The sequence below is a fragment of the Pseudomonas sp. NPDC089743 genome (assembly GCF_044748785.1).
GTDB lineage: Bacteria > Pseudomonadota > Gammaproteobacteria > Pseudomonadales > Pseudomonadaceae > Aquipseudomonas > Aquipseudomonas putida_X.
This window is the reverse complement of record NZ_JBIVGS010000009.1, coordinates 186498-211477: the sequence shown is the minus strand read 5'-3', so window position 1 is coordinate 211477 and position 24980 is coordinate 186498. Positions and strand designations below refer to the sequence as shown.

The 24980-nt window shown below is 63.0% G+C and carries 28 protein-coding genes; 8 read left to right on the top strand and 20 right to left on the bottom strand.

Annotated elements, in window-relative coordinates:
• A partial coding sequence (gene tnpB, locus ACIPZC_RS17630) for an IS66 family insertion sequence element accessory protein TnpB (protein WP_400628474.1) occupies nucleotides 1-155 on the bottom strand: 155 nt, incomplete at its 3' end.
• Nucleotides 156-473: 318 nt separating this feature from the next.
• On the opposite strand from tnpB, the gene ACIPZC_RS17625 reads away from it, so the two are divergent.
• The 3 genes from ACIPZC_RS17625 (at nucleotide 474) to ACIPZC_RS17615 (ending at nucleotide 2424) form a co-directional block, all read left to right on the top strand.
• Complete coding sequence (locus ACIPZC_RS17625) at nucleotides 474-629, top strand: hypothetical protein (protein WP_400628465.1); 156 nt, start codon at nucleotides 474-476, stop codon at nucleotides 627-629.
• Nucleotides 630-697: 68 nt separating this feature from the next.
• Nucleotides 698-943 (top strand): hypothetical protein, encoded by a 246-nt coding sequence (locus tag ACIPZC_RS17620; protein WP_400628463.1) that lies wholly within the window; start codon nucleotides 698-700, stop codon nucleotides 941-943.
• Nucleotides 944-1524: 581 nt separating this feature from the next.
• Complete coding sequence (locus tag ACIPZC_RS17615; protein ID WP_400628461.1) at nucleotides 1525-2424, top strand: EamA family transporter; 900 nt, start codon at nucleotides 1525-1527, stop codon at nucleotides 2422-2424.
• Nucleotides 2425-2448: 24 nt separating this feature from the next.
• On the opposite strand, the gene ACIPZC_RS17610 is transcribed toward ACIPZC_RS17615, so the two are convergent.
• Nucleotides 2449-3222 (bottom strand): substrate-binding periplasmic protein, encoded by a 774-nt coding sequence (locus tag ACIPZC_RS17610; protein ID WP_400628459.1) that lies wholly within the window; start codon nucleotides 3220-3222, stop codon nucleotides 2449-2451.
• A 125-nt stretch (nucleotides 3223-3347) separates the two neighbouring features.
• Between ACIPZC_RS17610 and dnaX the strand changes: the two genes are divergently transcribed.
• The 3 genes from dnaX to recR all read left to right on the top strand — a co-directional run bounded on the left by dnaX (nucleotide 3348) and on the right by recR (nucleotide 6612).
• Nucleotides 3348-5414 (top strand): DNA polymerase III subunit gamma/tau, encoded by a 2067-nt coding sequence (dnaX, locus tag ACIPZC_RS17605; RefSeq protein WP_400628457.1) that lies wholly within the window; start codon nucleotides 3348-3350, stop codon nucleotides 5412-5414.
• Nucleotides 5415-5477: 63 nt separating this feature from the next.
• Entirely contained in the window at nucleotides 5478-5813 is a 336-nt protein-coding gene (locus ACIPZC_RS17600) for a YbaB/EbfC family nucleoid-associated protein (protein ID WP_008093501.1), read from the top strand.
• A 196-nt stretch (nucleotides 5814-6009) separates the two neighbouring features.
• Nucleotides 6010-6612: a recombination mediator RecR gene (recR, locus tag ACIPZC_RS17595; RefSeq protein ID WP_241804503.1), complete on the top strand. Its 603-nt coding sequence runs from the start codon at nucleotides 6010-6012 to the stop codon at nucleotides 6610-6612.
• 179 nt (nucleotides 6613-6791) lie between these two features.
• Here recR and ACIPZC_RS17590 read toward each other — a convergent pair whose 3' ends face one another.
• The 16 genes from ACIPZC_RS17590 to ccoN (ACIPZC_RS17515) form a co-directional block, all read right to left on the bottom strand.
• The gene (locus ACIPZC_RS17590; RefSeq protein ID WP_003254303.1) at nucleotides 6792-7340 is read right to left on the bottom strand and encodes an adenine phosphoribosyltransferase; all 549 of its coding nucleotides are present in this window, start codon (nucleotides 7338-7340) and stop codon (nucleotides 6792-6794) included.
• Between the two features lie 55 nt (nucleotides 7341-7395).
• On the bottom strand, nucleotides 7396-8130 hold the full coding sequence (gene fnrA / locus ACIPZC_RS17585; protein ID WP_012315416.1) for a Crp/Fnr family transcriptional regulator FnrA: 735 nt from the start codon (nucleotides 8128-8130) through the stop codon (nucleotides 7396-7398).
• A 185-nt stretch (nucleotides 8131-8315) separates the two neighbouring features.
• Complete coding sequence (gene hemN / locus ACIPZC_RS17580; RefSeq protein ID WP_349976129.1) at nucleotides 8316-9698, bottom strand: oxygen-independent coproporphyrinogen III oxidase; 1383 nt, start codon at nucleotides 9696-9698, stop codon at nucleotides 8316-8318.
• Between the two features lie 108 nt (nucleotides 9699-9806).
• A complete protein-coding gene (locus ACIPZC_RS17575) occupies nucleotides 9807-10490 on the bottom strand; it encodes a sulfite exporter TauE/SafE family protein (RefSeq protein WP_241804501.1) in 684 nt (227 codons plus the stop codon).
• On the bottom strand, nucleotides 10483-10695 hold the full coding sequence (gene ccoS, locus ACIPZC_RS17570) for a cbb3-type cytochrome oxidase assembly protein CcoS (RefSeq protein WP_241804500.1): 213 nt from the start codon (nucleotides 10693-10695) through the stop codon (nucleotides 10483-10485). The genes ACIPZC_RS17575 and ccoS overlap by 8 nt, the downstream gene beginning before the upstream one ends.
• Nucleotides 10696-10708: 13 nt before the next feature.
• Nucleotides 10709-13153: a heavy metal translocating P-type ATPase gene (locus ACIPZC_RS17565; RefSeq protein WP_400628453.1), complete on the bottom strand. Its 2445-nt coding sequence runs from the start codon at nucleotides 13151-13153 to the stop codon at nucleotides 10709-10711.
• A 39-nt stretch (nucleotides 13154-13192) separates the two neighbouring features.
• Nucleotides 13193-13720 (bottom strand): FixH family protein, encoded by a 528-nt coding sequence (locus tag ACIPZC_RS17560; protein ID WP_400628452.1) that lies wholly within the window; start codon nucleotides 13718-13720, stop codon nucleotides 13193-13195.
• A gap of 15 nt (nucleotides 13721-13735) precedes the next feature.
• Entirely contained in the window at nucleotides 13736-15151 is a 1416-nt protein-coding gene (gene ccoG / locus ACIPZC_RS17555; RefSeq protein WP_349976124.1) for a cytochrome c oxidase accessory protein CcoG, read from the bottom strand.
• A 306-nt stretch (nucleotides 15152-15457) separates the two neighbouring features.
• A complete protein-coding gene (gene ccoP, locus ACIPZC_RS17550; protein ID WP_241804496.1) occupies nucleotides 15458-16438 on the bottom strand; it encodes a cytochrome-c oxidase, cbb3-type subunit III in 981 nt (326 codons plus the stop codon).
• The gene (locus ACIPZC_RS17545) at nucleotides 16435-16632 is read right to left on the bottom strand and encodes a CcoQ/FixQ family Cbb3-type cytochrome c oxidase assembly chaperone (protein WP_012315408.1); all 198 of its coding nucleotides are present in this window, start codon (nucleotides 16630-16632) and stop codon (nucleotides 16435-16437) included. The genes ccoP (ACIPZC_RS17550) and ACIPZC_RS17545 overlap by 4 nt, the downstream gene beginning before the upstream one ends.
• Before the next feature lie 5 nt (nucleotides 16633-16637).
• Nucleotides 16638-17246 carry a cytochrome-c oxidase, cbb3-type subunit II gene (gene ccoO / locus ACIPZC_RS17540; RefSeq protein WP_012315407.1) on the bottom strand — a complete coding sequence of 203 codons (609 nt, stop codon included), beginning with the start codon at nucleotides 17244-17246 and terminating at the stop codon, nucleotides 16638-16640.
• Complete coding sequence (gene ccoN / locus ACIPZC_RS17535) at nucleotides 17246-18688, bottom strand: cytochrome-c oxidase, cbb3-type subunit I (protein ID WP_241804494.1); 1443 nt, start codon at nucleotides 18686-18688, stop codon at nucleotides 17246-17248. Before ccoN (ACIPZC_RS17535) ends, ccoO (ACIPZC_RS17540) begins: the two co-directional genes overlap by 1 nt.
• A gap of 367 nt (nucleotides 18689-19055) precedes the next feature.
• On the bottom strand, nucleotides 19056-19997 hold the full coding sequence (gene ccoP, locus ACIPZC_RS17530; protein ID WP_349976123.1) for a cytochrome-c oxidase, cbb3-type subunit III: 942 nt from the start codon (nucleotides 19995-19997) through the stop codon (nucleotides 19056-19058).
• Nucleotides 19994-20185 (bottom strand): cbb3-type cytochrome oxidase subunit 3, encoded by a 192-nt coding sequence (locus ACIPZC_RS17525; protein ID WP_400628448.1) that lies wholly within the window; start codon nucleotides 20183-20185, stop codon nucleotides 19994-19996. The genes ccoP (ACIPZC_RS17530) and ACIPZC_RS17525 overlap by 4 nt, the downstream gene beginning before the upstream one ends.
• Before the next feature lie 5 nt (nucleotides 20186-20190).
• On the bottom strand, nucleotides 20191-20799 hold the full coding sequence (gene ccoO / locus ACIPZC_RS17520) for a cytochrome-c oxidase, cbb3-type subunit II (protein ID WP_241804492.1): 609 nt from the start codon (nucleotides 20797-20799) through the stop codon (nucleotides 20191-20193).
• Between the two features lie 13 nt (nucleotides 20800-20812).
• The gene (gene ccoN, locus ACIPZC_RS17515; RefSeq protein WP_400628446.1) at nucleotides 20813-22237 is read right to left on the bottom strand and encodes a cytochrome-c oxidase, cbb3-type subunit I; all 1425 of its coding nucleotides are present in this window, start codon (nucleotides 22235-22237) and stop codon (nucleotides 20813-20815) included.
• A gap of 49 nt (nucleotides 22238-22286) precedes the next feature.
• On the opposite strand from ccoN (ACIPZC_RS17515), the gene ACIPZC_RS17510 reads away from it, so the two are divergent.
• The gene (locus ACIPZC_RS17510) at nucleotides 22287-22979 is read left to right on the top strand and encodes an alpha/beta family hydrolase (RefSeq protein WP_400628444.1); all 693 of its coding nucleotides are present in this window, start codon (nucleotides 22287-22289) and stop codon (nucleotides 22977-22979) included.
• Nucleotides 22980-23091: 112 nt separating this feature from the next.
• On the opposite strand, the gene ACIPZC_RS17505 is transcribed toward ACIPZC_RS17510, so the two are convergent.
• Nucleotides 23092-23376, bottom strand: coding sequence for a pyrimidine/purine nucleoside phosphorylase (locus ACIPZC_RS17505; RefSeq protein ID WP_012315400.1), 285 nt, complete (start codon nucleotides 23374-23376; stop codon nucleotides 23092-23094).
• 89 nt (nucleotides 23377-23465) lie between these two features.
• A complete protein-coding gene (locus ACIPZC_RS17500; RefSeq protein ID WP_400628442.1) occupies nucleotides 23466-24011 on the bottom strand; it encodes an exonuclease domain-containing protein in 546 nt (181 codons plus the stop codon).
• 163 nt (nucleotides 24012-24174) lie between these two features.
• Here ACIPZC_RS17500 and ACIPZC_RS17495 point away from each other — a divergent pair, with 163 nt between their 5' ends.
• Nucleotides 24175-24975, top strand: coding sequence for a substrate-binding periplasmic protein (locus tag ACIPZC_RS17495; RefSeq protein WP_400628472.1), 801 nt, complete (start codon nucleotides 24175-24177; stop codon nucleotides 24973-24975).
• Nucleotides 24976-24980: the final 5 nt, after the last annotated feature.

The following is a 24980-nucleotide window of genomic DNA, read 5'->3' as shown; positions in this document are numbered from 1 at the left end:
GCGGCTTGTTGAGGAAGACGAAAAGCACTGGGTCGAACACCGCCACCTTGATATCGAGTTTCGACCAGCGCGGCCAGGCCATCGATGGATTTTCGGAAGTCGACAGGCTTGGGGTAGAGATAGACTTTTCCGACTTTGGCGTCGGGTCGCACCATGGTCGGCGAGCTCCAGATGGAAATCGGGAGCACAGCATCGGCAATCAGCTGAGCGCTTTGAATGTGGGGTTCATGGAGCGCTTACGCTTTGTCGTCGTCCATGGGCATTCTCGCTGTGAGCAAAGCTGTCATTGGCTTACTACTACGACCGTGCGGCTTCGTTCCGGTGCAGGGGGGTTATAGCTCTGTGCAATGATCACGACCCTCGGCGTGGTCTTTGCGTTTGTGGTTCAATCCAGTCGTGGAGCCAGTTGTGCTTTAGGATCGTATCTGGTACATCTAACTAAGAAGGCATATTGCTATCATGGAGAAACAGGGATGAGCGACAAGAATTTTCGCGTAACTTACACTCGTGGCACGAGCTCTTCGGTGGTAACCGCAAGCGTGCGAGCAAGCAGTGCGAGTCAGGCAAAGGAAAAAATCAAGGAACGAGAGCGCGGGCAGGCGAAGATCATCTCTGCTGTAGAGACCTGATACCAAACTCGTGACGTACTTCAAGCTCATCTCATTGCGGTGGGCTTGCTCGGATGAGGAAAGAAAGCATGGACGATGATGTGCAGGAAGAGCGGGTGAAAGACGGGCCCTCCTACAGCGCGACCCTAGATAAGATGATGGGTGACGCGTGGAAAGAGGTGAAGGATGACTTCTCCCATGGTACGGGGATGGACCGGGCTGCATCGACGGCAAAGTTGGTTGGGAAGGGGTCATTCTACATGGGGGTGAAGTTTATCCAGAACCTTCCTGATGCCATCGAGAAAATGAAGGAGAAGCAAGCTAGGAAGGGCTGAGGCCCCTGCGCCAGGCAGAGGCTACATCCATAGCGGGCAAAAACTAGTGACCTTCAACATCGACCGCCAGCCCTAGCTGACCTCGGGGCAGTGAGGCAGGACAGGAATATCTTCGGGCGCTGAACCAGAGGTGGGCCGGTACTTAATGCCTCTGGCTCAGACAGCGGCTGCTTGAAGCCCCAAAAACGAAACATGATGCATCTGATGGGGATTGCTCGTTAGCGTTAACTCAATGGCCTCCTATGATGCTACAAGGCACTGGTTGCCTTGTTAAGCCACAACCCCGGAAGCTGCTTCGCTCGCATCACAGCCGTTGGTGGCCACTGTCCACCACGAGCGGTGGGTATCTTGCGTTCAACTATGCAATCGGCCACCGCCTGTAGGCTAGTGGCAGACCCGGCAGCAGCTGGAGCATGGATTGCGCGCGATGCAGATTGCCTGGGGGCAGGCGGATGCGGTGGCGATGGCGGTTGAGCGGCGGCGCTAGTTATTCAGCGTTCGTACGCCCCATGAAGAAAGCCCCTACATCTATCCACCTTTGTAAAAAATAAGGTCATGCCTGCTGAAATAGGAGAGCAGGCATGGGAATGTGCAAACGGGATTTGACCATCGGTGTGCTGGTAACGGTGCTGTGGGGTTGCAACTACGGTGTGATCGAACTGGGCTTGAGCACGCTCGAACCCTCCGTCATGACACTGCTGCGTTTCACCCTCTGTGCGGTGCCGCTGGTGTTCTTCATCAGGCGGCCGACGGGCGTTTCCATGGCGGTCATGGCGCTCTATGGCGTGCTGTTCGCAGTGGGGATCTGGTGGATGGTCAATTTCGCCATGTACCAGGGGCTTAGCCCCGGCATGGCCTCGGTCTTTCTGCAGTTCAGCGCATTTTTCACCATCCTGCTGAGTGCGGTCTTCCTGCGCGAGCGCATCACTGCCGCACACTTCTGGGGAATGGCGCTCGCGGCCTGTGGCCTGGGCATGATGCTGCTGTCGAGCAGCCAGTCGTCGACGGTGATAGGGCTATTTCTCGTGCTGCTTGCCGCGCTTGCCTGGGCATTTTGCAATCTGCTGATCAAGCTCAAACGCCCTGGTGAGATGACGGCGTTCATCGTCTGGTCGAGCCTGTTCTCGCTGCCTTTCATCCTCGCCTTCATAGTCGTCTCGCAAGGCTGGAAGGCATTCGAAGGCCTTGGTCATGGCCTGGCGTGGGAGGCGCTGTTCTCCGTGCTGTTCCAGAGCCTGATCACCACCATTTTGGGTTATCGGGTCTGGAACAACCTGATGAAAAAGTATCCGGCTACCCAGGTCGCCCCTTTGTCGTTGCTGGTGCCGGTATCAGGGCTGGTCACCTCCTGCATGTTCTTCGGTGAAAGGCTGGGCGCGGGCCAGTGGTTGGCCATCGGCCTGATCTTGACGGGAATGATGGTATTTTTCGCTGGCCACTTGCTTCGGGGTATCGGGCGTCGGGTTGTGGGGCTGCGTTGACGGAGTCTCCCGACGCCGTGGCAGTTATTTACCAGGTTGTTGTGTAGTGACCTCATCAAAAGCCGCCCTGGCACCGTAACGCTGCATGATCCGCGCGATCTCGCCAGACTGTTGCATGCGTACCAAAGCCCTGAGTATTCCCTGCGTCGGTATTGCCGGGTCATTCCTCACCATGCACCCCAGCGCCTGCTCATCTAGCACCGCCAGCACCTGCAGGCGCTGCTCGACCGGCAGCCGCTGGTTGAACCACTGCAAGGACAGCTCATTGCTGACCGCGTGCCGATAACGCCCTATTTGCAGCTTCTGCAGCGCCAACGCCTGGCTTCGGCTGTCCTCGCGGCGCAACTGCCCCTGCTCGAACAAAGGCTCCAGCGTCGTGTAGGTGTACCCCAGTACCGTGCCAATGGCCTGCCGCGGCAGTTGTTCCGGCCGGGTCGGGGCGTTGTCACCTGGCTGCCCGACCAGTACATCGCGCTGATGGAACAACGGTATGCTCCAGACAAAATGCCCTGGCCGGTCATTGAACCACTGCGTGCTCACATAGCAGCGCACGTCGATGTCGCCCTCATCCATCGCCTGCTGCAGGCGCAGGCGGGCCAGTACGTGGTATTCGGGGCGGGCGCCGACTTCGCGAGCGATCCCTTGCATCAGGTCGAACAGCAGCCCTTCGACCGGCTGCTCGCCCTCGACGCGCACCAGTGGCATGCTCCAGCTTTCGGCGACGGAAAAGCGCAGCACCGGTGGATCGGCCAGGCTGCAAGAGGTCCACAGCAACAACAGGGCCAGCAGTCTTCGCAAAGCACATCCTCCATGAACAACGTGCGCCAGTTACTGAGCGTAGACGAACCATGCAGGGTGCAATTTCGGCCCCGCTCCGCTAGCATTAGCGATCTTCCGCTCGATCAGGCTGCGATGGTTTTTCGATGAGTTATCAGGTTCTTGCACGTAAATGGCGTCCGCGCTCGTTCCGCGAAATGGTCGGCCAGGCCCATGTGCTCAAGGCCTTGATCAATGCCTTGGACAACCAGCGCCTGCACCATGCCTACCTGTTCACCGGTACGCGGGGTGTGGGCAAGACCACCATTGCGCGAATCATCGCCAAGTGCCTCAACTGCGAGACCGGCATCACCTCCACGCCCTGTGGCACCTGCTCGGTGTGCCGGGAGATCGATGAAGGCCGTTTCGTCGACCTGATCGAGATCGACGCCGCCAGCCGTACCAAGGTCGAGGACACCCGCGAACTGCTCGACAACGTGCAGTATGCCCCCAGCCGCGGGCGCTTCAAGGTCTACCTGATCGACGAAGTGCACATGCTGTCCACGCACTCGTTCAACGCCTTGCTCAAGACGCTGGAAGAGCCGCCACCCTACGTCAAGTTCATCCTCGCCACCACCGACCCGCAAAAGCTGCCGGCCACCATCCTTTCGCGCTGCTTGCAGTTCTCGCTGAAGAACATGAGCCCGGAGCGGGTGGTCGAACACCTGAGTCATGTGCTGGAGGCCGAGAACGTCCCGTTCGAGCCCGATGCGCTGTGGTTGCTTGGCCGTGCTGCCGATGGTTCGATGCGTGATGCCATGAGCCTCACTGACCAGGCTATCGCGTTCGGCGAGGGTAAGGTGCTGGCCGCCGATGTGCGGGCCATGCTCGGCAGCCTCGATCACGGCCAGGTCTATGGTGTGCTGCAGGCATTGCTGGAAGGGGATGCACGGGCGCTGCTGGAGGCGGTGCGCAACCTCGCCGAGCAGGGGCCGGACTGGAGTGGCGTGCTGGCCGAAATGCTCAATGTGCTGCACCGTGTCGCCATCGCCCAGGCGCTGCCCGAGGCGGTGGACAACGGCCAGGGTGATCGCGAGCGGGTGCTGGCGCTGGCGTCGGCGTTGCCTGCCGAGGATGTGCAGTTCTATTACCAGATGGGCCTGATCGGTCGCCGCGACCTGCCCTTGGCACCCGACCCGCGGGGCGGTTTCGAAATGGTCCTGCTGCGAATGCTGGCGTTCCGCCCGGCCGACAGCGACGATGCGCCGAAACCGGTACTAAAGCCGGTGGGGATCAGCCAGGCCACAGCTGATCCTGCAACCCCGGTGGCAGCGCCTGCGGTGCTTCCCGGCGCGTCTGTCGTTGCCCAAGCCCCCGCTGCAGTGGTGATGGCCCCGCAAGCCGAGCCTGCGGTCGTCGTCGAGGCGCTGTCGGCGGCGCCACCACCCCCTGAGCCGAAGGCTGAGCTGGCAGAGCCCGAGCCCGAGCCGGCACCGGAAGAGGAAGTCATCGACCTGCCCTGGGAGGAGCCTGCTGCACAGCCTGAGCCGCTGGCCGTTGAGCCCACGCCTGCGCCGGCTGCCGCGCCCCGGCCTGCAGTCGCCGAGCCGCAAGCTGCCCAGCCGGCCTATGATGCACCGCCATTCGATCCGTCGGAGTACGCCTCGGTGGGCATGGAGCGTGACGACGAGCCGCCCATGGATGAGGATTATTACGGGGGCGAAAGCGACCCGGTGGGCTTCAGCTATCTGGACGAGCTGGTCGAGCACGTCCAGGAAGACGCCCCCATCGCTGCGCCAGAGCCGTTGCCGGCTGCCAAGCCCGCCACCGGCCTGGCCCTGCAATGGCTGGAATTATTCCCACAGTTGCCTGTGTCCGGTATGACAGGCAACATCGCCGCAAACTGCACGCTGATCGCTGCAGACGGTGACGATTGGCTGCTGCACCTTGACCCAGGCCAAGGCGCCTTGTTCAACGCCACCCAGCAACGGCGCTTGAATGACGCGCTCAACCAGCACCTGGGGCGCACGCTGAACCTGCGCATCGAGCTTATCCTGCCCGAGCAGGAAACCCCGGCCCAGGCAGCCTCGCGCAAGCGTGCCGAGCGCCAGCAGGACGCGGTGGCGTCGATCGAGCAGGATCCGTTGATCCAGCAGATGATCAAGCAGTTCGGTGCTACCGTGCGGCAGGATACTATTGAACCTGTAGCGGCCCTGGTCAGTCAGGGTCAGTAACGGATAACCATGCGGCCGCCCTGTGGCGGGCTGCATCACACGACCCAATCGAGGTATACCCCCATGATGAAAGGTGGCATGGCCGGCCTGATGAAGCAGGCCCAGCAGATGCAGGAAAAAATGGCCAAGATGCAGGAAGAGCTGGCCAACGCCGAAGTGACCGGCCAATCGGGTGGCGGCCTGGTCAGCGTGGTGATGACCGGTCGTCATGACGTCAAGCGCGTCAGCATCGATCAAAGCCTGATGTCGACGGATGAAGACGACAAGGAAGTGCTCGAAGACCTGATTGCTGCTGCGCTGAATGACGCCGTACGCAAGGTCGAGCAGAGCAGCCAGGAAAAAATGGGTGGCATGACTGCTGGCATGCAGCTGCCGCCGGGCTTCAAGATGCCGTTCTAAGGCGTTTGCTGTTCAAAAGCCGCCGTTGGGTTCCAAGGCGGCTTTTTTTGTGGTGTTGTTTACAGGGGCGTAGGGGTGTGGCCGTGCGATCGTTCTGGCGGCCTCAAGATGGAGCGCCGCTTGTGATGTGTGAGATTTGACGCTGTCACCCTGCGCCGGTATAAACCGCCTCTCATAGAATTATCAGGCCTTTCCCATGAGCTTCAGCCCCCTCATCCGCCAACTGATCGACGCCCTGCGCACGCTGCCGGGCGTTGGCCAGAAAACCGCCCAGCGCATGGCCCTGCAGTTGCTGGAACGCGACCGCAGCGGGGGTGTGCGCCTGGCCCAGGCGCTTACCCTGGCCATGGAAGGGGTTGGCCATTGCCGCCAGTGCCGCACGTTGACCGAGCAGGAGTTGTGCCCGCAATGCGCTGACCCGCGCCGCGACGATACCCAGCTGTGCGTGGTGGAGGGGCCGATGGATGTGTATGCGGTGGAGCAGACCGGTTATCGCGGTCGCTACTTCGTGCTCAAGGGGCACCTGTCGCCGCTCGATGGCCTGGGGCCTGATGCTATTGGCGTGCCGCAGTTGATGGCGCGGATCGAGGAGCAGGGCAGCTTCACCGAGGTGATCCTGGCCACCAACCCGACCGTGGAGGGTGAGGCAACCGCCCATTACATCGCCCAGTTGCTGGCCGAGAAGGGGCTGGTGGCCTCGCGGATTGCCCATGGCGTGCCGCTGGGCGGCGAGCTGGAGCTGGTCGATGGCGGCACCCTGGCGCATGCCTTTGCCGGGCGTAAGCCCATTGCGCTTTGAGAGCTGCAAGCTTCAAGCTGCAAGCTGCAAGTAAAAGCAGGTCCGCGTTCGCTTGTAGCTTGTGGCTTTGAGAGCTGCAAGCTGCAAGTAAAAGCAGATCCGCGTTCGCTTGTAGCTTGTAGCTTGTAGCTTGTAGCTTGTAGCTTGTAGCTTGTAGCTTGCGGCTTGCGGCTTGCGGCTCAGTACTCGCTCAGGGAAAACTCGGTCAGGCAGAAGGTCGGCACACCCGCCGCCTGCAGTCGGCGCGAACCGTCCAGCTCAGGCAGGTCGATGATTGCCGCCGCTTCGAACACCTGGGCTCCGGTGCGGCGCACCAGGTTGGCTGCGGCCAGCAGGGTGCCACCGGTGGCGATCAGGTCATCGAAGATCAGCACCGAATCGCCTTCGCACAGGCTGTCGGCGTGCACCTCCAGGAAGGCCTCACCATACTCGGTCTGGTAACCCTCCGACAGCACATCAGCCGGCAGTTTGCCCTGCTTGCGGAACAGGATCAGCGGCTTGTTCAGCTGGTGGGCGATGATCGAACCGATCAGAAAGCCACGGGCATCCATGGCGCCGATGTGGCTGAACTCCGCCTCTACATAACGTTCGATGAACTGGTCGGCGACATAGCGCAGCCCACGTGGCGACTGGAACAGCGGGGTGATGTCGCGGAAGATCACACCCGGCTTGGGGAAGTCCACTACCGGGCGGATCAGGGCTTTGAGGTCGAAGGCTTCGCTGTGCATTGTTGCAGGTATCCTGAAAAACGAATGCGCCAGTATACCTTTTTCAAGCAGCCTTTCAGGCCTCCATCGCACCACCGGCCAGCGCGCACAACTGGATCGGATCGAGAATGTGCACTTCCTTGCCCTCGGCGCGCAGCAGGCCGTTCTGCTGGAAGCGGGTGAACACCCGCGACACGGTTTCAACGGCCAAGCCCAGGTAATTACCGATTTCGTTGCGCGACATGCTCAGGCGGAACTGGTTGGCCGAATAGCCCCGGGCGCGGAAGCGTGCCGACAGGTTGACCAGGAAGGTGGCAATGCGCTCATCGGCGGTCTTTTTCGACAGCAACAGCATCATCTGCTGGTCGTCGCGGATTTCACGGCTCATCACCCGCATCAGCTGGCGGCGCAGCTGGGGGAGTTGCACAGACAGCTCATCGAGCCGCTCGAACGGGATTTCACAGACCGAGGTGGTTTCCTGCGCCTGAGCCGAGACCGGGTAGGCCTCAGTGTCCATGCCGGACAGCCCGACCAGTTCGCTGGGCAGATGGAAGCCGGTGATCTGCTCCTCACCGCTGTCGCTCAGGCTGAACGTCTTGAGGGCGCCGGAACGTACGGCGTAAACCGAGCCGAAATTGTCACCCTGTCGGAACAGAAACTCGCCTTTTTTCAGCGGGCGCCCGCGTTTGACGATTTCATCCAGTGCATCCATGTCTTCCAGGTTGAGCGAAAGAGGCAGGCACAGGGGTGCCAGGCTGCAATCCTTGCAATGGGCCTGGCCGTGGGCGCGCAGTTTGACTGGCTCGGACATTTGAATCGATCCTTGTGGGAAAGCACACATAAGTCGTAAGGGTAACCTACGGCATAGGGTGTAGGCCAGAGTGCGCGAGGATGATGCGCCTTGGCCGAACCCCAGCTGCATCATGCCGGGGGTCCGTTGTTGCCCATAGTGTGCCTGGCAAGCGGGCTTGTCCACACGGTCGAGGGTTCGCCTGGCTAGATCACTCGCGAAAAACGCTGACGGTCATGCATCGCCAGGTACGCGTCGAACACCATGCAGACAGAGCGTGCCAGCAGGCGCCCGGCCGGCAGGATGCGGATGCCCTGTTCATCGAGGCGGATCAGGCCGTCCCGTTGCATGTTCAGCAGCGCTGGCCAAAGGTCGTTGAAATAGCCGCGAAAATCGATGGTGAAGGCGCTTTCGATAGGCTCGAAGTCGAGTTCGAAGTGGCAGATCAGTTGCTGGATCACTGCGCGTCGCACGCGGTCATCGTGATTGCACAGCAGGCCGCGCTGGGTGGCCAGCTGCGAGCCAGAGAGCGCGTCCTGATAGGTGATGAGGTCGCTGCTGTTCTGGCAGTACAGGTCGCCGATCTGGCTGATTGCCGAAACCCCCAGGCCGATCAGGTCGCAGTGGCCGTGGGTGGTGTAGCCCTGGAAGTTGCGCTGCAGGGTGCCTTCTTCCTGGGCGACGGCCAACTCGTCGTCGGGCAGGGCGAAGTGGTCCATGCCGATGTAGCGATAGCCGGCGGTGGTGAGCTGCTCGATGGTGGCCCGGAGCATCTCCAGCTTGGCAGCCGGGGCCGGCAGGTCGTTGCTGTCGATACGCCGTTGCGGCATGAAGCGCTCAGGCAGGTGGGCATAGTTGAAGACCGAGATGCGGTCAGGCTGCAGGCGGATCACCTCCTCGATGGTACGGGCGAAACCCTCCGGGGTCTGCTTGGGCAAGCCGTAGATCAGGTCCAGGCTGACCGAGCGGAACTGCAAGGTGCGCGCCGCCTCGATCAGGGTGCGGGTCTGCTCCAGGCTCTGCAGGCGGTTGATCGCGCGCTGCACCGCAGGGTCCAGGTCCTGCACGCCGAGGCTCACCCGGTTGAAGCCCAGTTCGCGCAGCAGGCCCATGGTCGACCAGTCGGCCTCGCGCGGGTCCAGTTCGATGCCGTAGTCGCCGGAATCATCGTCCAGCAGGTTGAAGTGCTGGCGCAGGGTGGCCATCAGCTGGCGCAGTTCCACATGGCTGAGGAAGGTCGGCGTGCCGCCACCCAGATGCAGCTGTTCAACACGCTGTTTAGGGTCCAGGTGGCAGGCGATCAGCTGGATTTCATGTTCCAGGCGCTGCAGGTAGGGTGCGGCTCGGGCACGGTCCTTGGTGATCACCTTGTTGCAGGCGCAGTAGTAGCAGATGTTGGCGCAGAACGGCACATGCACGTACACAGACAGCGGGCGCACGGCCCGGCGGCTTTCGCGCAGGGCGTGGAGCAGGTCGAACGAGCCGACTTCGCTGTGCAGTTGCACCGCAGTCGGGTAGGAGGTGTAGCGCGGGCCGGCCAGATCGTAGCGGCGGATCAGGTCGGCATCCCAGCGTAGATCTTCGAGCATGTGGGCGGTCCCCGGAATGAGCAGCAGTGCCCCGGAGTCTATGGCCGTCTGTAGGAATCTGTGTTGATTTGTGTCAAGCGCTATGGGGGCCGCTGGGCAGCAGCCCTGTCAGTGCCCCATCAACCAATGCTGGTGCGGCCCCGGCAGGGTCCACAGGCCGAACAGGATGACCAGCAGTCCGCCTGCCATGCGTACGCTGCGCCGCCGTAACAGGGTGTTGACCCGCTCCGCCGCCAGCCCTGTGGCCAGCAGCACCGGCCAGGTACCCAGCCCGAATGCCAGCATCAGGGCCGCGCTGTACCCCGCGTTGCCTTGGCTGGCTGCCCACAGCAGGGTGCTGTACACCAGCCCGCACGGCAGCCAGCCCCACAGCGCGCCAAGCAGCAGGGCCCGGGGCAGGCTGGAGACCGGCAACAGGCGCGAAGCCACGGGCTGGATATGCCGCCACAGCCCCCGGCCCAGTGCTTCGATGCGTGTCAGCCCGCTCCACCACCCGGCCAGGTACAAGCCCATGGCGATCAGCAGCAACGCGGCCACCACCCGCAGTGCCAGGGCAGCAGGGCTGCTGGCTACGGCCCAGCCGGCCAGGCCCAGCAGCAGGCCGGCGCAGGCATAGCTGAGAACACGCCCGACGTTGTACGCCAGCAGCAGACGCAGGCGCCGGCCGCGTTGCTCCGGCGGGATGGCCAGGGTCAGCGCGCCCATCAGGCCGCCGCACATGCCCAGGCAGTGGCCGCCGCCCAGCAGGCCGAGGACCAGCGCGGAGCCAAGCAGGGGAAGCAGGTCAGGCACGGGGTGGTTGGTCCTTGTCTTGCGGCTCGGCGGGCTCGGGGGTGACGGCAGCCTGGTGGCGGGGGTCCTGGTCGTCGAACAGGATGCTGTGGGCAGGGCTTTCAAGGTCGTCGTACTGGCCGCTGTCCACCGCCCAGAAAAAGATGTACACGGCGACGCCAACGAGCAGCAGGGCGGCCGGGATCATGACATAGAGGGCTGGCATGGGCGGCTCCTGATCAGGCAATGGCAGGTTGTGGGGCGCTGGCCCTGGCCGCCACGCCAGGCAGCCGGGTCAGGCGCAGGGCATTGAGGACCACGATCAGCGAGCTGACCGACATGCCGACGGCGGCCCATACCGGGGTGATCCAGCCGAGCGCGGCGAACGGCAGCATGAGGCCATTATACAGGGTCGCCCAAAGCAGGTTCTCAAGGATGTTGCGGCGGGTGCGGCGGGCCAGGTCGAAGGCATGTACCAGCGCTTGCAGGCGGTTGCTCAGCAGCACGGCATCGGCACTGGTCTTGGCAAGGTCGGTGGCACTGCCCATGGCAATGCTGATATCAGCGGCGGCCAGCACCGGCACATCGTTGACCCCGTCACCCAGCATCAGCACCTTGCGCCCGGCAGTCTGCAGGGCCTTGAGCCGGTCCAGCTTGTCGTCCGGGCGCAGGCCGCCAATGGCCTGGTCGATACCCAGCTGGGCGGCCACCTCGGCGACCATCGGCGAGCTGTCGCCCGACAGCAGCAGGGTGCGCCAGCCACGCGCCTTGCATGCCGCCAGCAGGGCAGGGGCGTCCTCGCGCAGGCGATCGTCCAGGCCGAACCAGGCCAGCGGGCCTTGGCGGTCGCCCAGCAGCAGCCATTGACCGCGAGGTTCCGGTACAGGCGGGATTTCCGCGCCGCTGAGGGCGCAAACGAATGTGGGCTGGCCGATGCGCAGGCGCTGCCCGCCGACCAGCCCTTCCAGGCCCAGCCCGGGCACCGTTTGCACCTCGTCCGCGGGCTCGGCATTGCGGCCGAAGGCGCGGGCGATGGGGTGTTCGGAACGGTTTTCCAGGGCGGCGGCAAGCGCCAGGCAGCGGTCGGCGGCCACCGCGCCCAACGGGCGAATGCTGCGCAGGGTCAGGCGGCCCTCGGTGAGCGTGCCGGTCTTGTCGAAAATGACCGTGTCGATCTGGTTGAGGCCTTCGAGCACGTGACCGCGGGTGACCAGCAGGCCGAGCTTGTGCAGCGTACCGGTGGCGGCGGTCAGTGCAGTAGGGGTGGCCAGCGAGAGCGCGCAGGGGCAGGTGGCTACCAGCATGGCCAGGACAATCCAGAACGCCCGTGTCGGGTCCAGGTGCCACCACCACAGGCCGATGACGATGGCGGCTACCAGGGTGAACAGCAAAAACCACTGCGATGCGCGGTCGGCAATCTGCGCCAGGCGTGGCTTTTCGGTCTGCGCGCGTTCCAGCAGGCGGACGATGGCCGACAGTCGCGACGCCTGGCCGAGTGCTTCGATTTCCACGTTCAGCAGGCTTTCGACGTTCAGGGTGCCGCCGGTGACCCGATCGCCGACCCGCCGCGGTTGCGGCAGGTACTCACCGGTCAATAGCGACTCGTCGACGCTGGAACGGCCCTCGACAATGCGCCCGTCAGCCGGGATCACCGCACCGGGCAGCACCTGCACGGTGTCACCGCAGTGCAGTTCGCTGAGCAGGATGCGCTCGCTGCGGCCAAGGCTGTCCAGGCGCAGGCAAGAGGCCGGCAGCAGGTTGACCAGTTGCGCAGTGGCCGCCGCCGTGCGCTCTCGGGCGCGGCGTTCAAGGTAGCGGCCGGTGAGCAGGAACAGTGCGAACATGCCCACGGTGTCGAAATACAGCTCGCCACTGCCGGTAACGGCTGTCCAGATGCCGGCACCGAAGGCCAGGGCGATGGCCAGCGATACCGATACGTCCATGGTCAGGTGGCGGGTGCGCAGGTCGCGGGCAGCCCCTTTGAAGAACGGCGCGCAGCTGTAGAACACGATCGGGATGGTAAGAAACAGCGCCACCCAGCGCAGGATGGTGTGCAGCTCGGGCGACAGGTCGATGTTGAATTCCGGCCAGGTGGCCATGGTGGCCATCATTGCTTGGAACCACAGCAGCCCGGCCACGCCCAGCCTGCGCAGGGCACTTCGGTTTTCCCGGGCCAGTTGCTCGGCGGCCTGGTCGGGTTGGTAAGGGTGGGCGGCGTAGCCGATCTGGCGCAGCTCGGCCAGCAAGCGCGAGAGCGGCAGGCGTTGGTCTTCCCAGCTGAGCAGCAGGCGATGGTTGGACAGGTTAAGGCGTGCGTCGGCCACCCCGGGCAGGTTGCGCAAGTGCTTTTCGATCAGCCAGCCGCAGGCGGCGCAGCTGATGCCTTCGACCAGCAGGGTGGTTTCGGCCAGCTCGCCCTGGTGGTGGACGAAGGTTTTTTGCACGTCGCTACGGTCGTACAGGGCCAGTTCGTCCTGCAACTGCTTGGGCAGGGCCTCGGGGTTGGCGCTGTTTTCGCTGCGGTGCTGGTAGTAGTGCTCCAGGCCACCGGCGACGATGGCCTCGGCCACGGCCTGGCAGCCGGGGCAGCAGAACTGCCGGGGCTGGCCAAGGACCATGGCGGTGAAGCGGCTGCCAGTGGGGACGGGCAGGGCGCAGTGGTAGCAGGGGGTGGGTTGGGTCATCACATCATTGCCTTGCATATTCGGCTGGCCGGCGCGTGGCTACAGGTGTTCAGCGCCCTGGATGGCTTCGTCACCCAGCTGCAAGGTCACACCGTGCGCCACCTTTTCCTCCTCGAACAAACGCCACACCTGGCCGTTTTCGCTACCCAGCAGTTCGACGAAGCGGCGCCCGTCGACCTTGTCTTCCAGTTGCCCCACATAGCGCCCCGCCTCGACCCGGCTCAGCAGCACCTTGCGGTCCTTCTCTGGCTGGGTGGGGGAAATCAGGTTCAGCTCCAGGCGCTTCGGGTCGCTGCTACCGGTCAGGCGCAGGTCCACTTCGCCCGTCAGTTCGTCCAGGTGCACGCTGGCCTGCAACCCCAGATTGTGCGCCAGCAATTCACGGTCCAGCGAGCGGTTGATGCCTTTGCCGGCTTCGTAGTAGTTGTCGTTGACCAGGTTGTCCGGGTTGTTTACGGCGATGCTGACCATGGTCAGGCTCAGGCACACCGAGGTGGTGAGGATGCCGATAATGATCCAGGGCCAGAGGTGCTTGTACCAAGGGCTGTTGGCGGTGGCGGCAGGCATGGTTCGCGTTCTCTCTCAGCGGATCTGTGGGCCGATGAAGCGGCTCTTGGCTTGGACCTCGGCAGCGCTGTCATCGGCGCTTTTGAGGGTGAAGGTGATTTCGTTGGTGGTCGAAGGCAGTTTTTCGGGGGCGACCGACAACTGCACCGGCAGGCTGACGATATCGCCGGCGGCCACGCGGATTTCCCGCTGGCCTTCGAGCCGCAGGTCAGGCAGGCCGGCGGCGTCCAGCACGTAGACGTGGTCACGCTGGTCCTTGTTCATGACCTTGAGGCTGTACACGTTCTCGATCCGGCCCTGGGCGTTCTCGCGGTACAGCACGCGGTCCTTGCTGACGTCGAAGCCCACCAGCGAGCGGGTGGCGAAGGCGGTGGCCAAGGCGCCGATCATCACCAGCAGTACCAGCGCGTAGCCGATCAGCCTTGGGCGCAGCATGTGGGTTTTCTGCCCCGACAGGTTGTGCTCGGTGGTATAGCTGATCAGGCCTTTGGGGTAGTTCATCTTGTCCATGATGCTGTCGCACGCGTCGATGCAGGCAGCGCAGCCGATGCACTCGATCTGCAACCCATCGCGGATGTCGATGCCGGTGGGGCAGACCTGTACGCACATGGTGCAGTCGATGCAGTCGCCGAGGCCCTGGGCCTTGTAGTCCGTGTCCTTCTTGCGCGGGCCGCGGGTTTCGCCGCGGCGCGGGTCGTAGGAGACGATCAGTGTGTCCTTGTCGAACATCACGCTCTGGAAGCGGGCGTAGGGGCACATGTACACGCACACCTGCTCGCGCAGCCAGCCGGCGTTGCCGTAGGTGGCCAGGGTGAAGAAGCCGACCCAGAAGTAGGCCCAGCCATCGGCCTGGCCGGTGAAGAATTCGATGACCAGTTCGCGAATCGGCGAGAAGTAGCCGACGAAGGTCATGCCGGTGACGAAACCGATCAGCAGCCACAGGCTGTGCTTGGTGAATTTGCGCACGAACTTGTTGGCACTCATCGGGGCCCGGTCAAGCTTCATGCGCTGGTTGCGGTCGCCTTCGGTGACCTTTTCGCACCACATGAAGATCCATGTCCACACGCTTTGCGGGCAGGTGTAACCGCACCACACGCGGCCGGCGTACACGGTGACGAAGAACAGGCCAAAGGCGGCGACTATCAGGATGCCCGAGAGCAGGATGAAGTCTTGCGGCCAGATGGTGGTGCCGAAGATGTAGAACTTGCGCTCAGGCAGGTTCCACCATACCGCCTGATGCCCGCCCCAGTTCAGCCACACCGTGCCGAAGTACAGAATGAACAGCGCTGCCCCGCCGACCATCCGCAACCTGCGGAACAGGCCGGTGAAGGCGCGGGTGTAGATTTTCTCGCGAGAGGCGTAGAGGTCGACGGAATCCTTCCCTTTGCTGGCAGGCGGGGTGACGTCATGTACCGGAATGTGCTTGCTCATCATCAAGTCCCACGGCAGTGGAGAAATGCCGCGGCCAGTGCGTGCCGGCCGCAGTCTCGCGCGTTCTGCTAGCGCTGCGACCCATGATACGCCGCTGATGGCACGCCGGGGTCGATCTGCGACCTTTAGTCGCGTTGGTTTCGTGGTGTTTATCGTGTTAAGGCGGGTGTCAATTGATCCAGGTCATCCGGCGCTGAATCTACCGGCGCTATCGCCGGCTAGCCGGCCCCACAGCGGCCCCAGCGAACCTGAGTTCACGGGGTGACTGTGGCAGCCGGCATGCCGGCGATAGCGCCAGTGCAGGCCTCACTCGGCCTTTTCAGGCTCCTGCCCTTGATGCGACAGGCTGTACACATAAGCCGCCAGCAGGTGCACTTTGTCATTGCCCTGCAGTTGCTCCTGCGCCGGCATCTGGCCCTGGCGGCCATAACGGATGGTCTGTTGCAATTGAGCGAAGCTCGAACCGTAGATGAATGCCTGCGGGTGGGTCAGGTTCGGCGCGCCCATGGCGGGTGTGCCCTTGCCTTCAGGGCCATGGCACGCCACGCAATTGGCGGCGAAGATCTTCTGCCCGTTCTCGACATCGGCCTTGGCCCCCTCGGGCAGGCTGCGGCCATCGAGCTTGCTGATCACGAAGGCTGACACGTCGGCCACACCTTGTTCGCCAATCACTTGCGCCCATGCCGGCATCACGCCATGGCGGCCGCCCATGATGGTGGCCTTGATGGTCTCCGGCTCGCCACCCCAACGCCAGTCGTTGTCGGTGAGGTTGGGGAAGCCATAGGCGCCCTTGGCGTCGGAGCCGTGGCACACCGAGCAGTTGGAAGCGAACAACCGCGCCCCCATCTTCAGTGCTTGCGGCTGCTTGGCCACTTCCTCGATAGGCATGGCCGCGTACTTGGCGAAGATCGGCCCGAAGCGGGCATCGGCCTTGGCCATTTCCTTCTCCCACTCGTGCACGCCGGTCCAGCCGGGCTGACCGTTGGTGAACTCGGTCTGCTTGTCGTTATCCAGGTACGAATACCCTGGCAGCACGCCTTTCCAATTGCCCAGGCCCGGGTACAGCACCAGGTAGCCGAGGGCAAAGATGATGGTGCCGACGAACAGCCAGAACCACCATTTGGGCAGCGGGTTGTCGTATTCCTCGATGCCATCGAAGGCATGCCCGACGGTTTCGTCGGTGACCTCTTCGCGCTGGCCCTTGCGGGTCGACAGCAGCAGCCAGGTCAACGCGAAGATGGTGCCCAGGGTCAGGACGGTGACGTACAGACTCCAGAAGGTTGTCATTGTTGTTTGCTCCCAGAAGCTTTTGCTTGCGCTTGCTCGACGTGCGTTTTGGCCTCGGGGTCATCGGCGAACGGCAGTTGGGTCGCCTCGTCGAACTCCTGCTTGCGCCGTGGGTTGAACACCCACAGCGCCAGGCCCACGAAGGCCACCATCACCACGACGGTGCCCAGACCGCGAATCATCCCGATATCCATCAGCGTCACCGTTTGCTTTTGATGATGGTGCCAAGACCCTGCAGGTACGCGACCAGTGCGTCCATTTCGGTCTTGCCCTTGACCGCGTCGCGGGCACCGGCGATGTCGGCATCGGTGTACGGCGTGCCAAGGGTACGCAGCACTTCCAGCTTCTTCGCGGTGTCCTTGCCGTCGAGCGTGTTCTCCACCAGCCACGGGTAGGCCGGCATTTTCGACTCCGGCACTACGTTGCGCGGGTTGTACAGGTGTGCGCGGTGCCAGTCATCGGAGTAGCGGCCACCGACGCGGGCCAGGTCCGGGCCAGTGCGCTTGGAGCCCCACAGGAACGGGTGGTCCCACACGCTTTCACCGGCCACCGAGTAGTGGCCGTAGCGCTCGGTTTCGGCGCGGAACGGGCGGATCATCTGCGAGTGGCAGCCTACGCAACCTTCGCGGATGTAGATGTCGCGGCCTTCGACTTCCAGCGCGGTGCGCGGCTTCATGCCTTCGACGGGTTTGTTGGTGACGTCCTGGAAGAACAGCGGGACGATCTGGGTGAGGCCACCGACGCTCACGGCGATGACCATGAAGAAGGCCAGCAGGCCGATGTTCTTCTCGACAGCTTCATGCTTCATCAGTGGGCTCCCACAACGACGATCTTGGCGGCTTCATCCGCTTCTGCCGGGTTGGCGGCGCGTACGGTACGCAGCACGTTGTAAGCCATCAGCAGCATGCCGGAGGCGAAGAACGCACCGCCCAGTGCGCGGACGATGTAGCCCGGGTGGCTGGCCTGCAGCGCTTCGACGAAGGAGTAGGTCAGCGTGCCGTCATCGTTGATGGCGCGCCACATCAGGCCTTGGGTGATGCCGTTGACCCACATCGAGGCGATGTACAGCACGGTGCCGATGGTCGCCAGCCAGAAGTGCGCGTTGATCAGGCCCACGCTGTGCATCTGTTCACGGCCATACAGGCGCGGGATCATGTGGTACACAGCGCCGATCGAGATCATCGCCACCCAGCCGAGCGCGCCGGCATGTACGTGGCCGATGGTCCAGTCGGTGTAGTGCGACAGCGAGTTCACGGTCTTGATGGCCATCATCGGGCCTTCGAAGGTGGACATGCCGTAGAACGCCAGGGATACCACGAGGAACCGCAGGATCGGGTCGGTGCGCAGTTTGTGCCAGGCGCCGGACAGGGTCATCATGCCGTTGATCATGCCGCCCCAGCTCGGTGCCAGGAGGATGATCGACATCACCATGCCCAGCGATTGCGCCCAGTCGGGCAGCGCGGTGTAGTGCAGGTGGTGCGGGCCTGCCCAGATGTACAGGGTGATCAGCGCCCAGAAGTGGACGATCGACAGGCGATACGAGTAGATCGGCCGCTCGGCCTGCTTGGGCACGAAGTAGTACATCATCCCCAGAAAGCCGGTGGTGAGGAAGAAGCCCACGGCGTTATGGCCGTACCACCACTGGATCATGGCATCGGTGGCGCCGGAGTAGGCCGAGTACGACTTGAACAGGCTCACCGGCAGCGAGATGTGGTTGACGATGTGCAGCATCGCGGTAACCACGATGAAGGCGCCGTAGAACCAGTTGCCGACGTAGATGTGCTTGGTCTTGCGCTTGACGATGGTGCCGAAGAACACCAGCCCGTAGGTGACCCAGACGATGGCCAGCAGGATCGCCAGTGGCCACTCGAGCTCGGCGTATTCCTTGGTGGTGGTGTAGCCCATCGGCAAGGTGATCAGCGCGCCGACGATGACGGCCTGCCAACCCCAGAAGGTGAAGGCGGCCATACTGTCGGAGATCAGCCGGGTCTGGCAGGTTCGCTGCACCACGTAGTAGCTGGTGCCGAACAACGCACAGCCGCCGAAGGCGAAGATAACCAGGTTGGTGTGCAAGGGGCGCAGGCGGCCGAAGCTGGTCCAGGGCAGGTCCAGGTTCAGTTGCGGCCACACCAGCTGCGAGGCGATGAAAACGCCCAGGCCCATGCCAAGGATCCCCCAGACCACCGTCATGATGGCGAACTGGCGGACGACCTTATAGTTATAAGCAGTCGGACTGATTGCTGTGCTCATTCTAAGGTTCCACGGTTTTGGTGTTCTTGTTGGTTGAAAAATCGGCGCCAGTATCGATAACCGCCAGGGTTATGGCAACGCAAGGAGCCCTGCGCCGACCCGTGTCCGGGCCCTTTTGCCGGTGTCCCACGGCAGTAGGGTCTGGGCGATTGTACACAAATAAATATTTGTAATGTGTACCGTTTTTCGCCTTTTTCTGATCGATCGGTCAAGCTTTTTTTTGCGGGCGGTGTCAGGCGATGCACCGCGTCTGCTGCGCTGGATCGACAGCGAAGGCAACTGTGCCAACAAGCTTAGTTCTGTTCGGAGGGGGTGCAAGGCGGGGGCGGGGCGGGGAATGCCGGGGCCGCTTGGCGGCCCCGGGGTGTTACTTGGCAGTCACGGTTTCAGTCATACCACCTTGTGAAAGGCTGTACACATAAGCGGCCAGCAGATGCACCTTGTCATTGCCCTGAATTTCCGCCTGGGCGGGCATTTGCCCCTGGCGGCCATAGCGAATGGTCTGCTGCAGCTGGGCAAAGCTCGAACCGTAGATGAACGCCTGTGGATGGTTCAAGTTTGGCGCGCCCATGGCCGGGGTGCCATTGCCCTCGGGCCCGTGGCAGGCCACGCAGTTGCCGGCGAAAATCTCCTTGCCCCTGGCCACATCAGCCTTGGCCCCTTCGGGCAGGCTGCGGCCATCGAGGTTCGTCAGCACATAGGCGGCTACATCCGCCACGCCCTGTTCGCCGATCACCTCAGCCCAGGCCGGCATCACGCCGTGGCGTCCATTCATGATCGACGCCTTGATGGTTTCGGGCTCGCCACCCCAGCGCCAGTCGTTGTCGGTCAGGTTGGGAAAACCATAGGCGCCTTTGGCATCCGAGCCGTGGCACACCGAGCAGTTGGAGGCGAACAGGCGGCCGCCCATCTTCAAGGCCTGCGGGTCCTTGGCCACTTCCTCGACCGGCATGGCGGCGTACTTGGCGAAGATCGGGCCGAACCGGGCGTCGGCCTTGTCCATTTCTTTCTGCCATTCGTTCGCGCCGGTCCAACCGTTCTCGTAGCCGGGCAGAACGCCCTTCCAGTTGCCCAGGCCCGGGTAGAGAATCAGGTAGCCCACGGCGAACACCAGGGTGCCGACGAACAACCAGAACCACCACTTGGGCAGCGGATTGTCGTACTCCTCGATGCCGTCGAAGCTGTGCCCCATGGTCTGGTCGGTGGTGTTGCTGCTCTGGCCCTTGCGGGTCGACAGCAGCAGCCAGGTCAGGCCGATCAGGCTGCCGATGGTCAGTACGCAGATGTACGTACTCCAGAAGGTAGTCATTGGGGCTTACTCCTCATGCCAGTGTCCTGCCCGGCAGGGGGCAGGCGGTCGTCGACGAAGGGCAGCAGGCGCGCTTCGGCGAAATCATGGTCGCGGCGGCGGTTGAAAACCCACAGCGACAGGCCGATGAAGGCAATCATCACCACCAGGGTGCCCACGCCACGGATCATGCCGATATCCATTTCCATCGCACTTACCTCTTGTTCTTGATCGCGGTGCCGAGCACCTGCAGGTAGGCGACCAGGGCGTCCATCTCGGTCTTGCCTTTGACCGCATCACGCGCACCGGCAATGTCCTGGTCGGTGTACGGCACCCCCAGCGTGCGCAGGGTGCGCATCTTGGTGTCGGTGTGGCTGTTGTCGACCTGCTGGCCGACCAGCCATGGGTAGGACGGCATCTTCGACTCCGGTACCACGTTGCGCGGGTTGTACAGGTGCGCGCGGTGCCAGTCGTCGGAGTAGCGCCCACCGACCCGGGCCAGGTCCGGCCCGGTGCGTTTGGAGCCCCACAGGAACGGGTGGTCCCACACGCTTTCACCCGCGACCGAATAGTGGCCGTAGCGCTCGGTCTCGGCGCGGAACGGGCGGATCATCTGTGAGTGGCAGCCCACGCAACCTTCGCGGATGTAGATGTCGCGGCCTTCAAGCTGCAGCGCGGTGTAAGGCTTCATGCCTTCGACCGGCTTGTTGGTGACGTCCTGGAAGAACAGCGGGACGATCTGGGTCAGGCCGCCGATGCTGACGGCGAACACCATCAACAGGGCCAGCAGGCCAACGTTTTTCTCGATGACTTCATGTTTCATCAGGCAAGTCTCCTCAGGCCAGCTGGGCGTTGGCAGGGGCGGCCTCGGCGGCCGGTGCACGGAGGGTGCGCCAGGTGTTCCAGGCCATCAGGAACATGCCACTGAGGAAGATCGCGCCACCGACGAAACGCACGATGAAGCCCGGGTGGCTGGCCACCAGGGTTTCCACGAACGAGTAGGTGAGCGTGCCGTCGCTGTTGACCGCGCGCCACATCAGGCCCTGGGCGATGCCGTTGACCCACATCGAGGCGATGTACAGCACGGTGCCGATGGTGGCCAGCCAGAAGTGCGCGTTGATCAGGCCGATGCTGTACATGCGTGCCTTGCCGAACACTTGCGGGATGGTGTGGTAAAGCGCGCCGATCGAGATCATCGCCACCCAGCCGAGGGCGCCGGCATGCACGTGGCCGATGGTCCAGTCGGTGTAGTGGGACAGGGCGTTGACCGTCTTGATGGCCATCATCGGGCCTTCGAAGGTGGACATGCCGTAGAACGCCAGGGATACCACGAGAAAGCGCAGGATCGGGTCGCTGCGCAGTTTGTGCCAGGCACCGGACAGGGTCATCATGCCGTTGATCATGCCGCCCCAGCTGGGGGCCAGCAGGATCAGCGACATCACCATGCCCAGCGACTGCGCCCAGTCGGGCAGCGCGGTGTAGTGCAGGTGATGGGGGCCTGCCCAGATGTACAGGGTGATCAGCGCCCAGAAGTGCACGATCGACAGGCGATAGGAATACACCGGGCGCTCGGCCTGCTTGGGCACGTAGTAGTACATCATCCCCAGGAAGCCTGCAGTGAGGAAGAAGCCCACGGCGTTGTGGCCGTACCACCACTGCACCATGGCGTCGGTGGCCCCTGCGTAGACCGAGTACGACTTGGTCAGGCTGACCGGCAGCTCCAGGTTGTTGATGATGTGCAGCATGGCCACGGTCAGGATGAAGGCGCCGAAGAACCAGTTGCCGACGTAGATATGCTTGGTGGTGCGCTTGATCAGGGTCCCAAAGAACACGATGGCGTAGCAGACCCAGACAATCGTGATCAGGATGTCGATCGGCCATTCCAGCTCGGCATATTCCTTGGAGCTGGTGTAACCCAGCGGCAGGGTGATGGCTGCCAGCAGGATGACCAGTTGCCAGCCCCAGAAGGTGAACGCGGCCAGGCCGGGTGCGAACAGGGTGGTCTGGCAGGTGCGTTGCACCGAATAATAGGAGGTGGCGAACAGTGCGCAGCCGCCGAACGCGAAGATCACCGCATTGGTATGCAGTGGGCGCAGGCGGCCGAAGCTGGTCCAGGGGAGGTCGAAATTCAGGGAAGGCCAGGCGAGCTGGGCGGCGATGAAGACGCCGAGCCCCATCCCGACGATTCCCCACACCACCGTCATGATGGCGAATTGGCGGACCACCTTATAGTTATAGGCGGTACTGCTGGTTGTGTTCATGTATGGGTTCCCATCCACGGTTATTGGCAGGCTTTACAGCGAGGCAAGCATGATTAATGGGCAACGTGCCGGTATTGACGGGGATCAATGGGCGAAGATCGGAAATGTCCCAGGCTTGCACTGCAATCCGCCGCACACGCTGCAAGATGGCAGTGCGGCGGCGTGCCTGATCCTGGCCCATGGCGCTGGCGCGCCAATGGACAGCGGGTTCATGGACGAAATGGCGCAAAGGCTGGCGGCGCTTGGCGTCGGGGTGGTTCGCTTCGAGTTCCCCTACATGGCCGAGCGCAGGGCAGGGGGTGGCAAGCGGCCACCCAATCCACAGAAGGTGCTGCTCGAATGCTGGCGCGAGGTGTACCGGCAGGTGCGACCTTTGGTCACGGGCAAGCTGGCGATTGGCGGCAAGTCAATGGGCGGGCGCATGGCCAGCCTGCTGGCTGACGAGTTGGGTGCTGACGCGCTGGTGTGCCTGGGTTATCCGTTCTATGCCATGGGCAAACCGGAAAAACCGAGGGTCGAGCATTTGGCAAGCTTGCAGACGCCGACGTTGATCGTGCAGGGCGAGCGGGATGCGCTGGGTAATCGTGAGGCGGTGCAGGGGTATGCGCTGTCACCGTCGATCGAGGTCAGCTGGCTGGTGGCAGGCGACCATGACCTGAAGCCGCTGAAAGCCTCGGGTTTCAGCCATGAGCAGCATTTGCAGGCGGCGGCTGAGCAGGTTGCGGGATTTCTGTTGCGATAGCGTTGCCATCATCGCCGGCAAGCCGGCTCCCACTAGGTTTGCGCTGGGCTTGAGAGCAGCGCGGTACCTGTGGGAGCCGGCTTGCCGGCGATGAGGCCGGTGCAGGCAGCGCTTAGTCGCGGTACTCGCACAGGTAGGCAGTGTCTACCGCCACCTTGAGCTGGAACTTGCTGTCGGCGGCCACATTGAACTTGTCGCCAGCGTTGAAGGTTTCCCAGTTGTCGCTGCCCGGCAGCTTGACGGTCAGCGCACCGGAAACCACGTGCATGATTTCGCGCTTGGCGGTGCCGAATTCGTATTCGCCCGGTGCCATGACACCGACGGTGGCCGGGCCTTCAGTGCCTTCGAAGGCGATCGACTTGACGGTACCATCGAAGTACTCGTTGACCTTGAACATGGGGCGACTCCTGAAAAAGAGGGATGAAAAAGGGCTGGCCAGTATGCCCAAGCCCATCCGCCTCGTCATCTGCTTTCAGGGGGCTGCGCTCAAAAGCCCGGCAGGCTCAAGGGCAATAGCCGCGCCGTATTGCGGGCATCCTCCAGCGCCCGGTGCTGCTGCCCGCAAAAGTGCATGCCGGCCAGTTGCAGGGCACCGTTCAGGCCCATCGGGCGCTGCAGGTGACGAGCCTTGGCGAAGCGCTGCTTGAGGTTGATATGCGGCAGGTTGTGCAACAGGCTGTCGAGTTCATGTTGCTGCCATTCCTGAAGCAATTGCTGGCGATCGTAATCACCCCAGCTGACCCAGGCCTGCAATTGCCCACGGTGGTGCCCCAGCCAGCGTTCGAAACGCGCCCATACCTCGGGAAATGGCGCCGCGCTGTCCACGCTGGCCTGGCTGATATGAGTCAGTTCTCGGCAGAACGGCGTCAGTTGCGGCCGCCGCCTGGGCCGCACGAAGCGCTGGAAGTGGTCCACTTCGCGGCCTTCACGGGTCACCAGGCTGGCGCCGATTTCAATGATTTCCATCTCCGTCACCGGCCAGCCACCGTCGTCGGTGGTGGCTTCCAGGTCGATTACCAACCAGTGGCCCATACCAGGCTCCCTCGCCATACATGCCAGAGCAGCGTAGCCAATGTCCGGCGTCACGGCATCCCCTGGCAAAATGCCCTCACTTTGGCATAACCAGCAGTTGTGCCTTGCCAGGAAAACGCCTAGCTTAGGCGCATCCAGGTATGAACCGTTATGAGTGTCCGTCTTGACTCCAGCGCCCGGCCTGAAGGCTTTGACCACCCTGTTGATGCTGGCCGCTGTATGGCTGGCGGCACCGGTCTGGGCAGCCGACGCCATCAAGGTGAAGATCGGTGCCGCGCATTTTCCGCCTTATACGGTGCGCCCCGAGCAGGGCGCGGACACCGGCTTGCTGCCGCAACTGGTCGACGCGTTGAACCGCCTGCAGCAAGACTATCGCTTCGTGCTGGTGCCCACATCGATCCAGCGGCGCTTTGGCGATTTCCAGCAAGGCCGCACCGACATGGCCATCTTCGAGAACCCGCAGTGGGGCTGGCAGCGAATACCCCATCAGGCGGTGGACATGGGCCTGGAAGATGCCGAGGTGTTCGTGGCCAAGCAGGTCGATGGCCGTGACCAACGCTATTTCGATGACCTTGCCGGCAAGCGCCTGGCGCTGTTCAACGGTTACCACTATGCATTCGCCCGTTTCAACCCGGACCCCAACTACCTGCGCAAGGCCTACAACGCCACGTTGACCTATTCGCACGACAGCAACCTGCTGATGGTGCAGGCTGGCCGCGCCGACATCGCGCTGGTGACGCGCTCGTACCTCAGTGATTTCCTGGCGCGCAACCCGGCCAGCCGGGGCCAGCTGATCGCCTCCACGCGCATCGATCAGGTCTACCATCACTATGCGCTGCTGCGCCCCGGTGCGCCGATCAGCGACGCGCAGTTGGCCGCGTTGCTACGCCGCCTGCGTGATACCGGCGAGCTGACCCGCATCTTCCAGCCTTACCAGATCACCGTCCAAGCCCCCCACGACTAAATTCC

What these genes read in the sequence shown, in the direction of transcription:
- ACIPZC_RS17525 (WP_400628448.1), bottom strand. Translation starts at nt 20,185, where the DNA reads ATGGAAATGGATATCGGCATGATCCGTGGCGTGGGCACCCTGGTGGTG.
- ccoN (WP_400628446.1), bottom strand. Translation starts at nt 22,237, where the DNA reads ATGAACACAACCAGCAGTACCGCCTATAACTATAAGGTGGTCCGCCAA.
- ccoN (WP_241804494.1), bottom strand. Translation starts at nt 18,688, where the DNA reads ATGAGCACAGCAATCAGTCCGACTGCTTATAACTATAAGGTCGTCCGC.
- hemN (WP_349976129.1), bottom strand. Translation starts at nt 9,698, where the DNA reads ATGCTCGAAGATCTACGCTGGGATGCCGACCTGATCCGCCGCTACGAT.
- recR (WP_241804503.1), top strand. Translation starts at nt 6,010, where the DNA reads ATGAGCTTCAGCCCCCTCATCCGCCAACTGATCGACGCCCTGCGCACG.
- ACIPZC_RS17500 (WP_400628442.1), bottom strand. Translation starts at nt 24,011, where the DNA reads ATGGGCCACTGGTTGGTAATCGACCTGGAAGCCACCACCGACGACGGT.
- ACIPZC_RS17625 (WP_400628465.1), top strand. Translation starts at nt 474, where the DNA reads ATGAGCGACAAGAATTTTCGCGTAACTTACACTCGTGGCACGAGCTCT.
- ACIPZC_RS17505 (WP_012315400.1), bottom strand. Translation starts at nt 23,376, where the DNA reads ATGTTCAAGGTCAACGAGTACTTCGATGGTACCGTCAAGTCGATCGCC.
- ACIPZC_RS17615 (WP_400628461.1), top strand. Translation starts at nt 1,525, where the DNA reads ATGGGAATGTGCAAACGGGATTTGACCATCGGTGTGCTGGTAACGGTG.
- dnaX (WP_400628457.1), top strand. Translation starts at nt 3,348, where the DNA reads ATGAGTTATCAGGTTCTTGCACGTAAATGGCGTCCGCGCTCGTTCCGC.
- fnrA (WP_012315416.1), bottom strand. Translation starts at nt 8,130, where the DNA reads ATGTCCGAGCCAGTCAAACTGCGCGCCCACGGCCAGGCCCATTGCAAG.
- ccoP (WP_241804496.1), bottom strand. Translation starts at nt 16,438, where the DNA reads ATGACAACCTTCTGGAGTCTGTACGTCACCGTCCTGACCCTGGGCACC.
- ACIPZC_RS17620 (WP_400628463.1), top strand. Translation starts at nt 698, where the DNA reads ATGGACGATGATGTGCAGGAAGAGCGGGTGAAAGACGGGCCCTCCTAC.
- ccoO (WP_241804492.1), bottom strand. Translation starts at nt 20,799, where the DNA reads ATGAAACATGAAGTCATCGAGAAAAACGTTGGCCTGCTGGCCCTGTTG.
- ACIPZC_RS17565 (WP_400628453.1), bottom strand. Translation starts at nt 13,153, where the DNA reads ATGACCCAACCCACCCCCTGCTACCACTGCGCCCTGCCCGTCCCCACT.
- ACIPZC_RS17510 (WP_400628444.1), top strand. Translation starts at nt 22,287, where the DNA reads ATGATTAATGGGCAACGTGCCGGTATTGACGGGGATCAATGGGCGAAG.
- ACIPZC_RS17590 (WP_003254303.1), bottom strand. Translation starts at nt 7,340, where the DNA reads ATGCACAGCGAAGCCTTCGACCTCAAAGCCCTGATCCGCCCGGTAGTG.
- ACIPZC_RS17545 (WP_012315408.1), bottom strand. Translation starts at nt 16,632, where the DNA reads ATGGATATCGGGATGATTCGCGGTCTGGGCACCGTCGTGGTGATGGTG.
- ccoG (WP_349976124.1), bottom strand. Translation starts at nt 15,151, where the DNA reads ATGAGCAAGCACATTCCGGTACATGACGTCACCCCGCCTGCCAGCAAA.
- ccoP (WP_349976123.1), bottom strand. Translation starts at nt 19,997, where the DNA reads ATGACTACCTTCTGGAGTACGTACATCTGCGTACTGACCATCGGCAGC.
- ccoS (WP_241804500.1), bottom strand. Translation starts at nt 10,695, where the DNA reads ATGCCAGCCCTCTATGTCATGATCCCGGCCGCCCTGCTGCTCGTTGGC.
- ccoO (WP_012315407.1), bottom strand. Translation starts at nt 17,246, where the DNA reads ATGAAGCATGAAGCTGTCGAGAAGAACATCGGCCTGCTGGCCTTCTTC.
- ACIPZC_RS17560 (WP_400628452.1), bottom strand. Translation starts at nt 13,720, where the DNA reads ATGCCTGCCGCCACCGCCAACAGCCCTTGGTACAAGCACCTCTGGCCC.
- ACIPZC_RS17600 (WP_008093501.1), top strand. Translation starts at nt 5,478, where the DNA reads ATGATGAAAGGTGGCATGGCCGGCCTGATGAAGCAGGCCCAGCAGATG.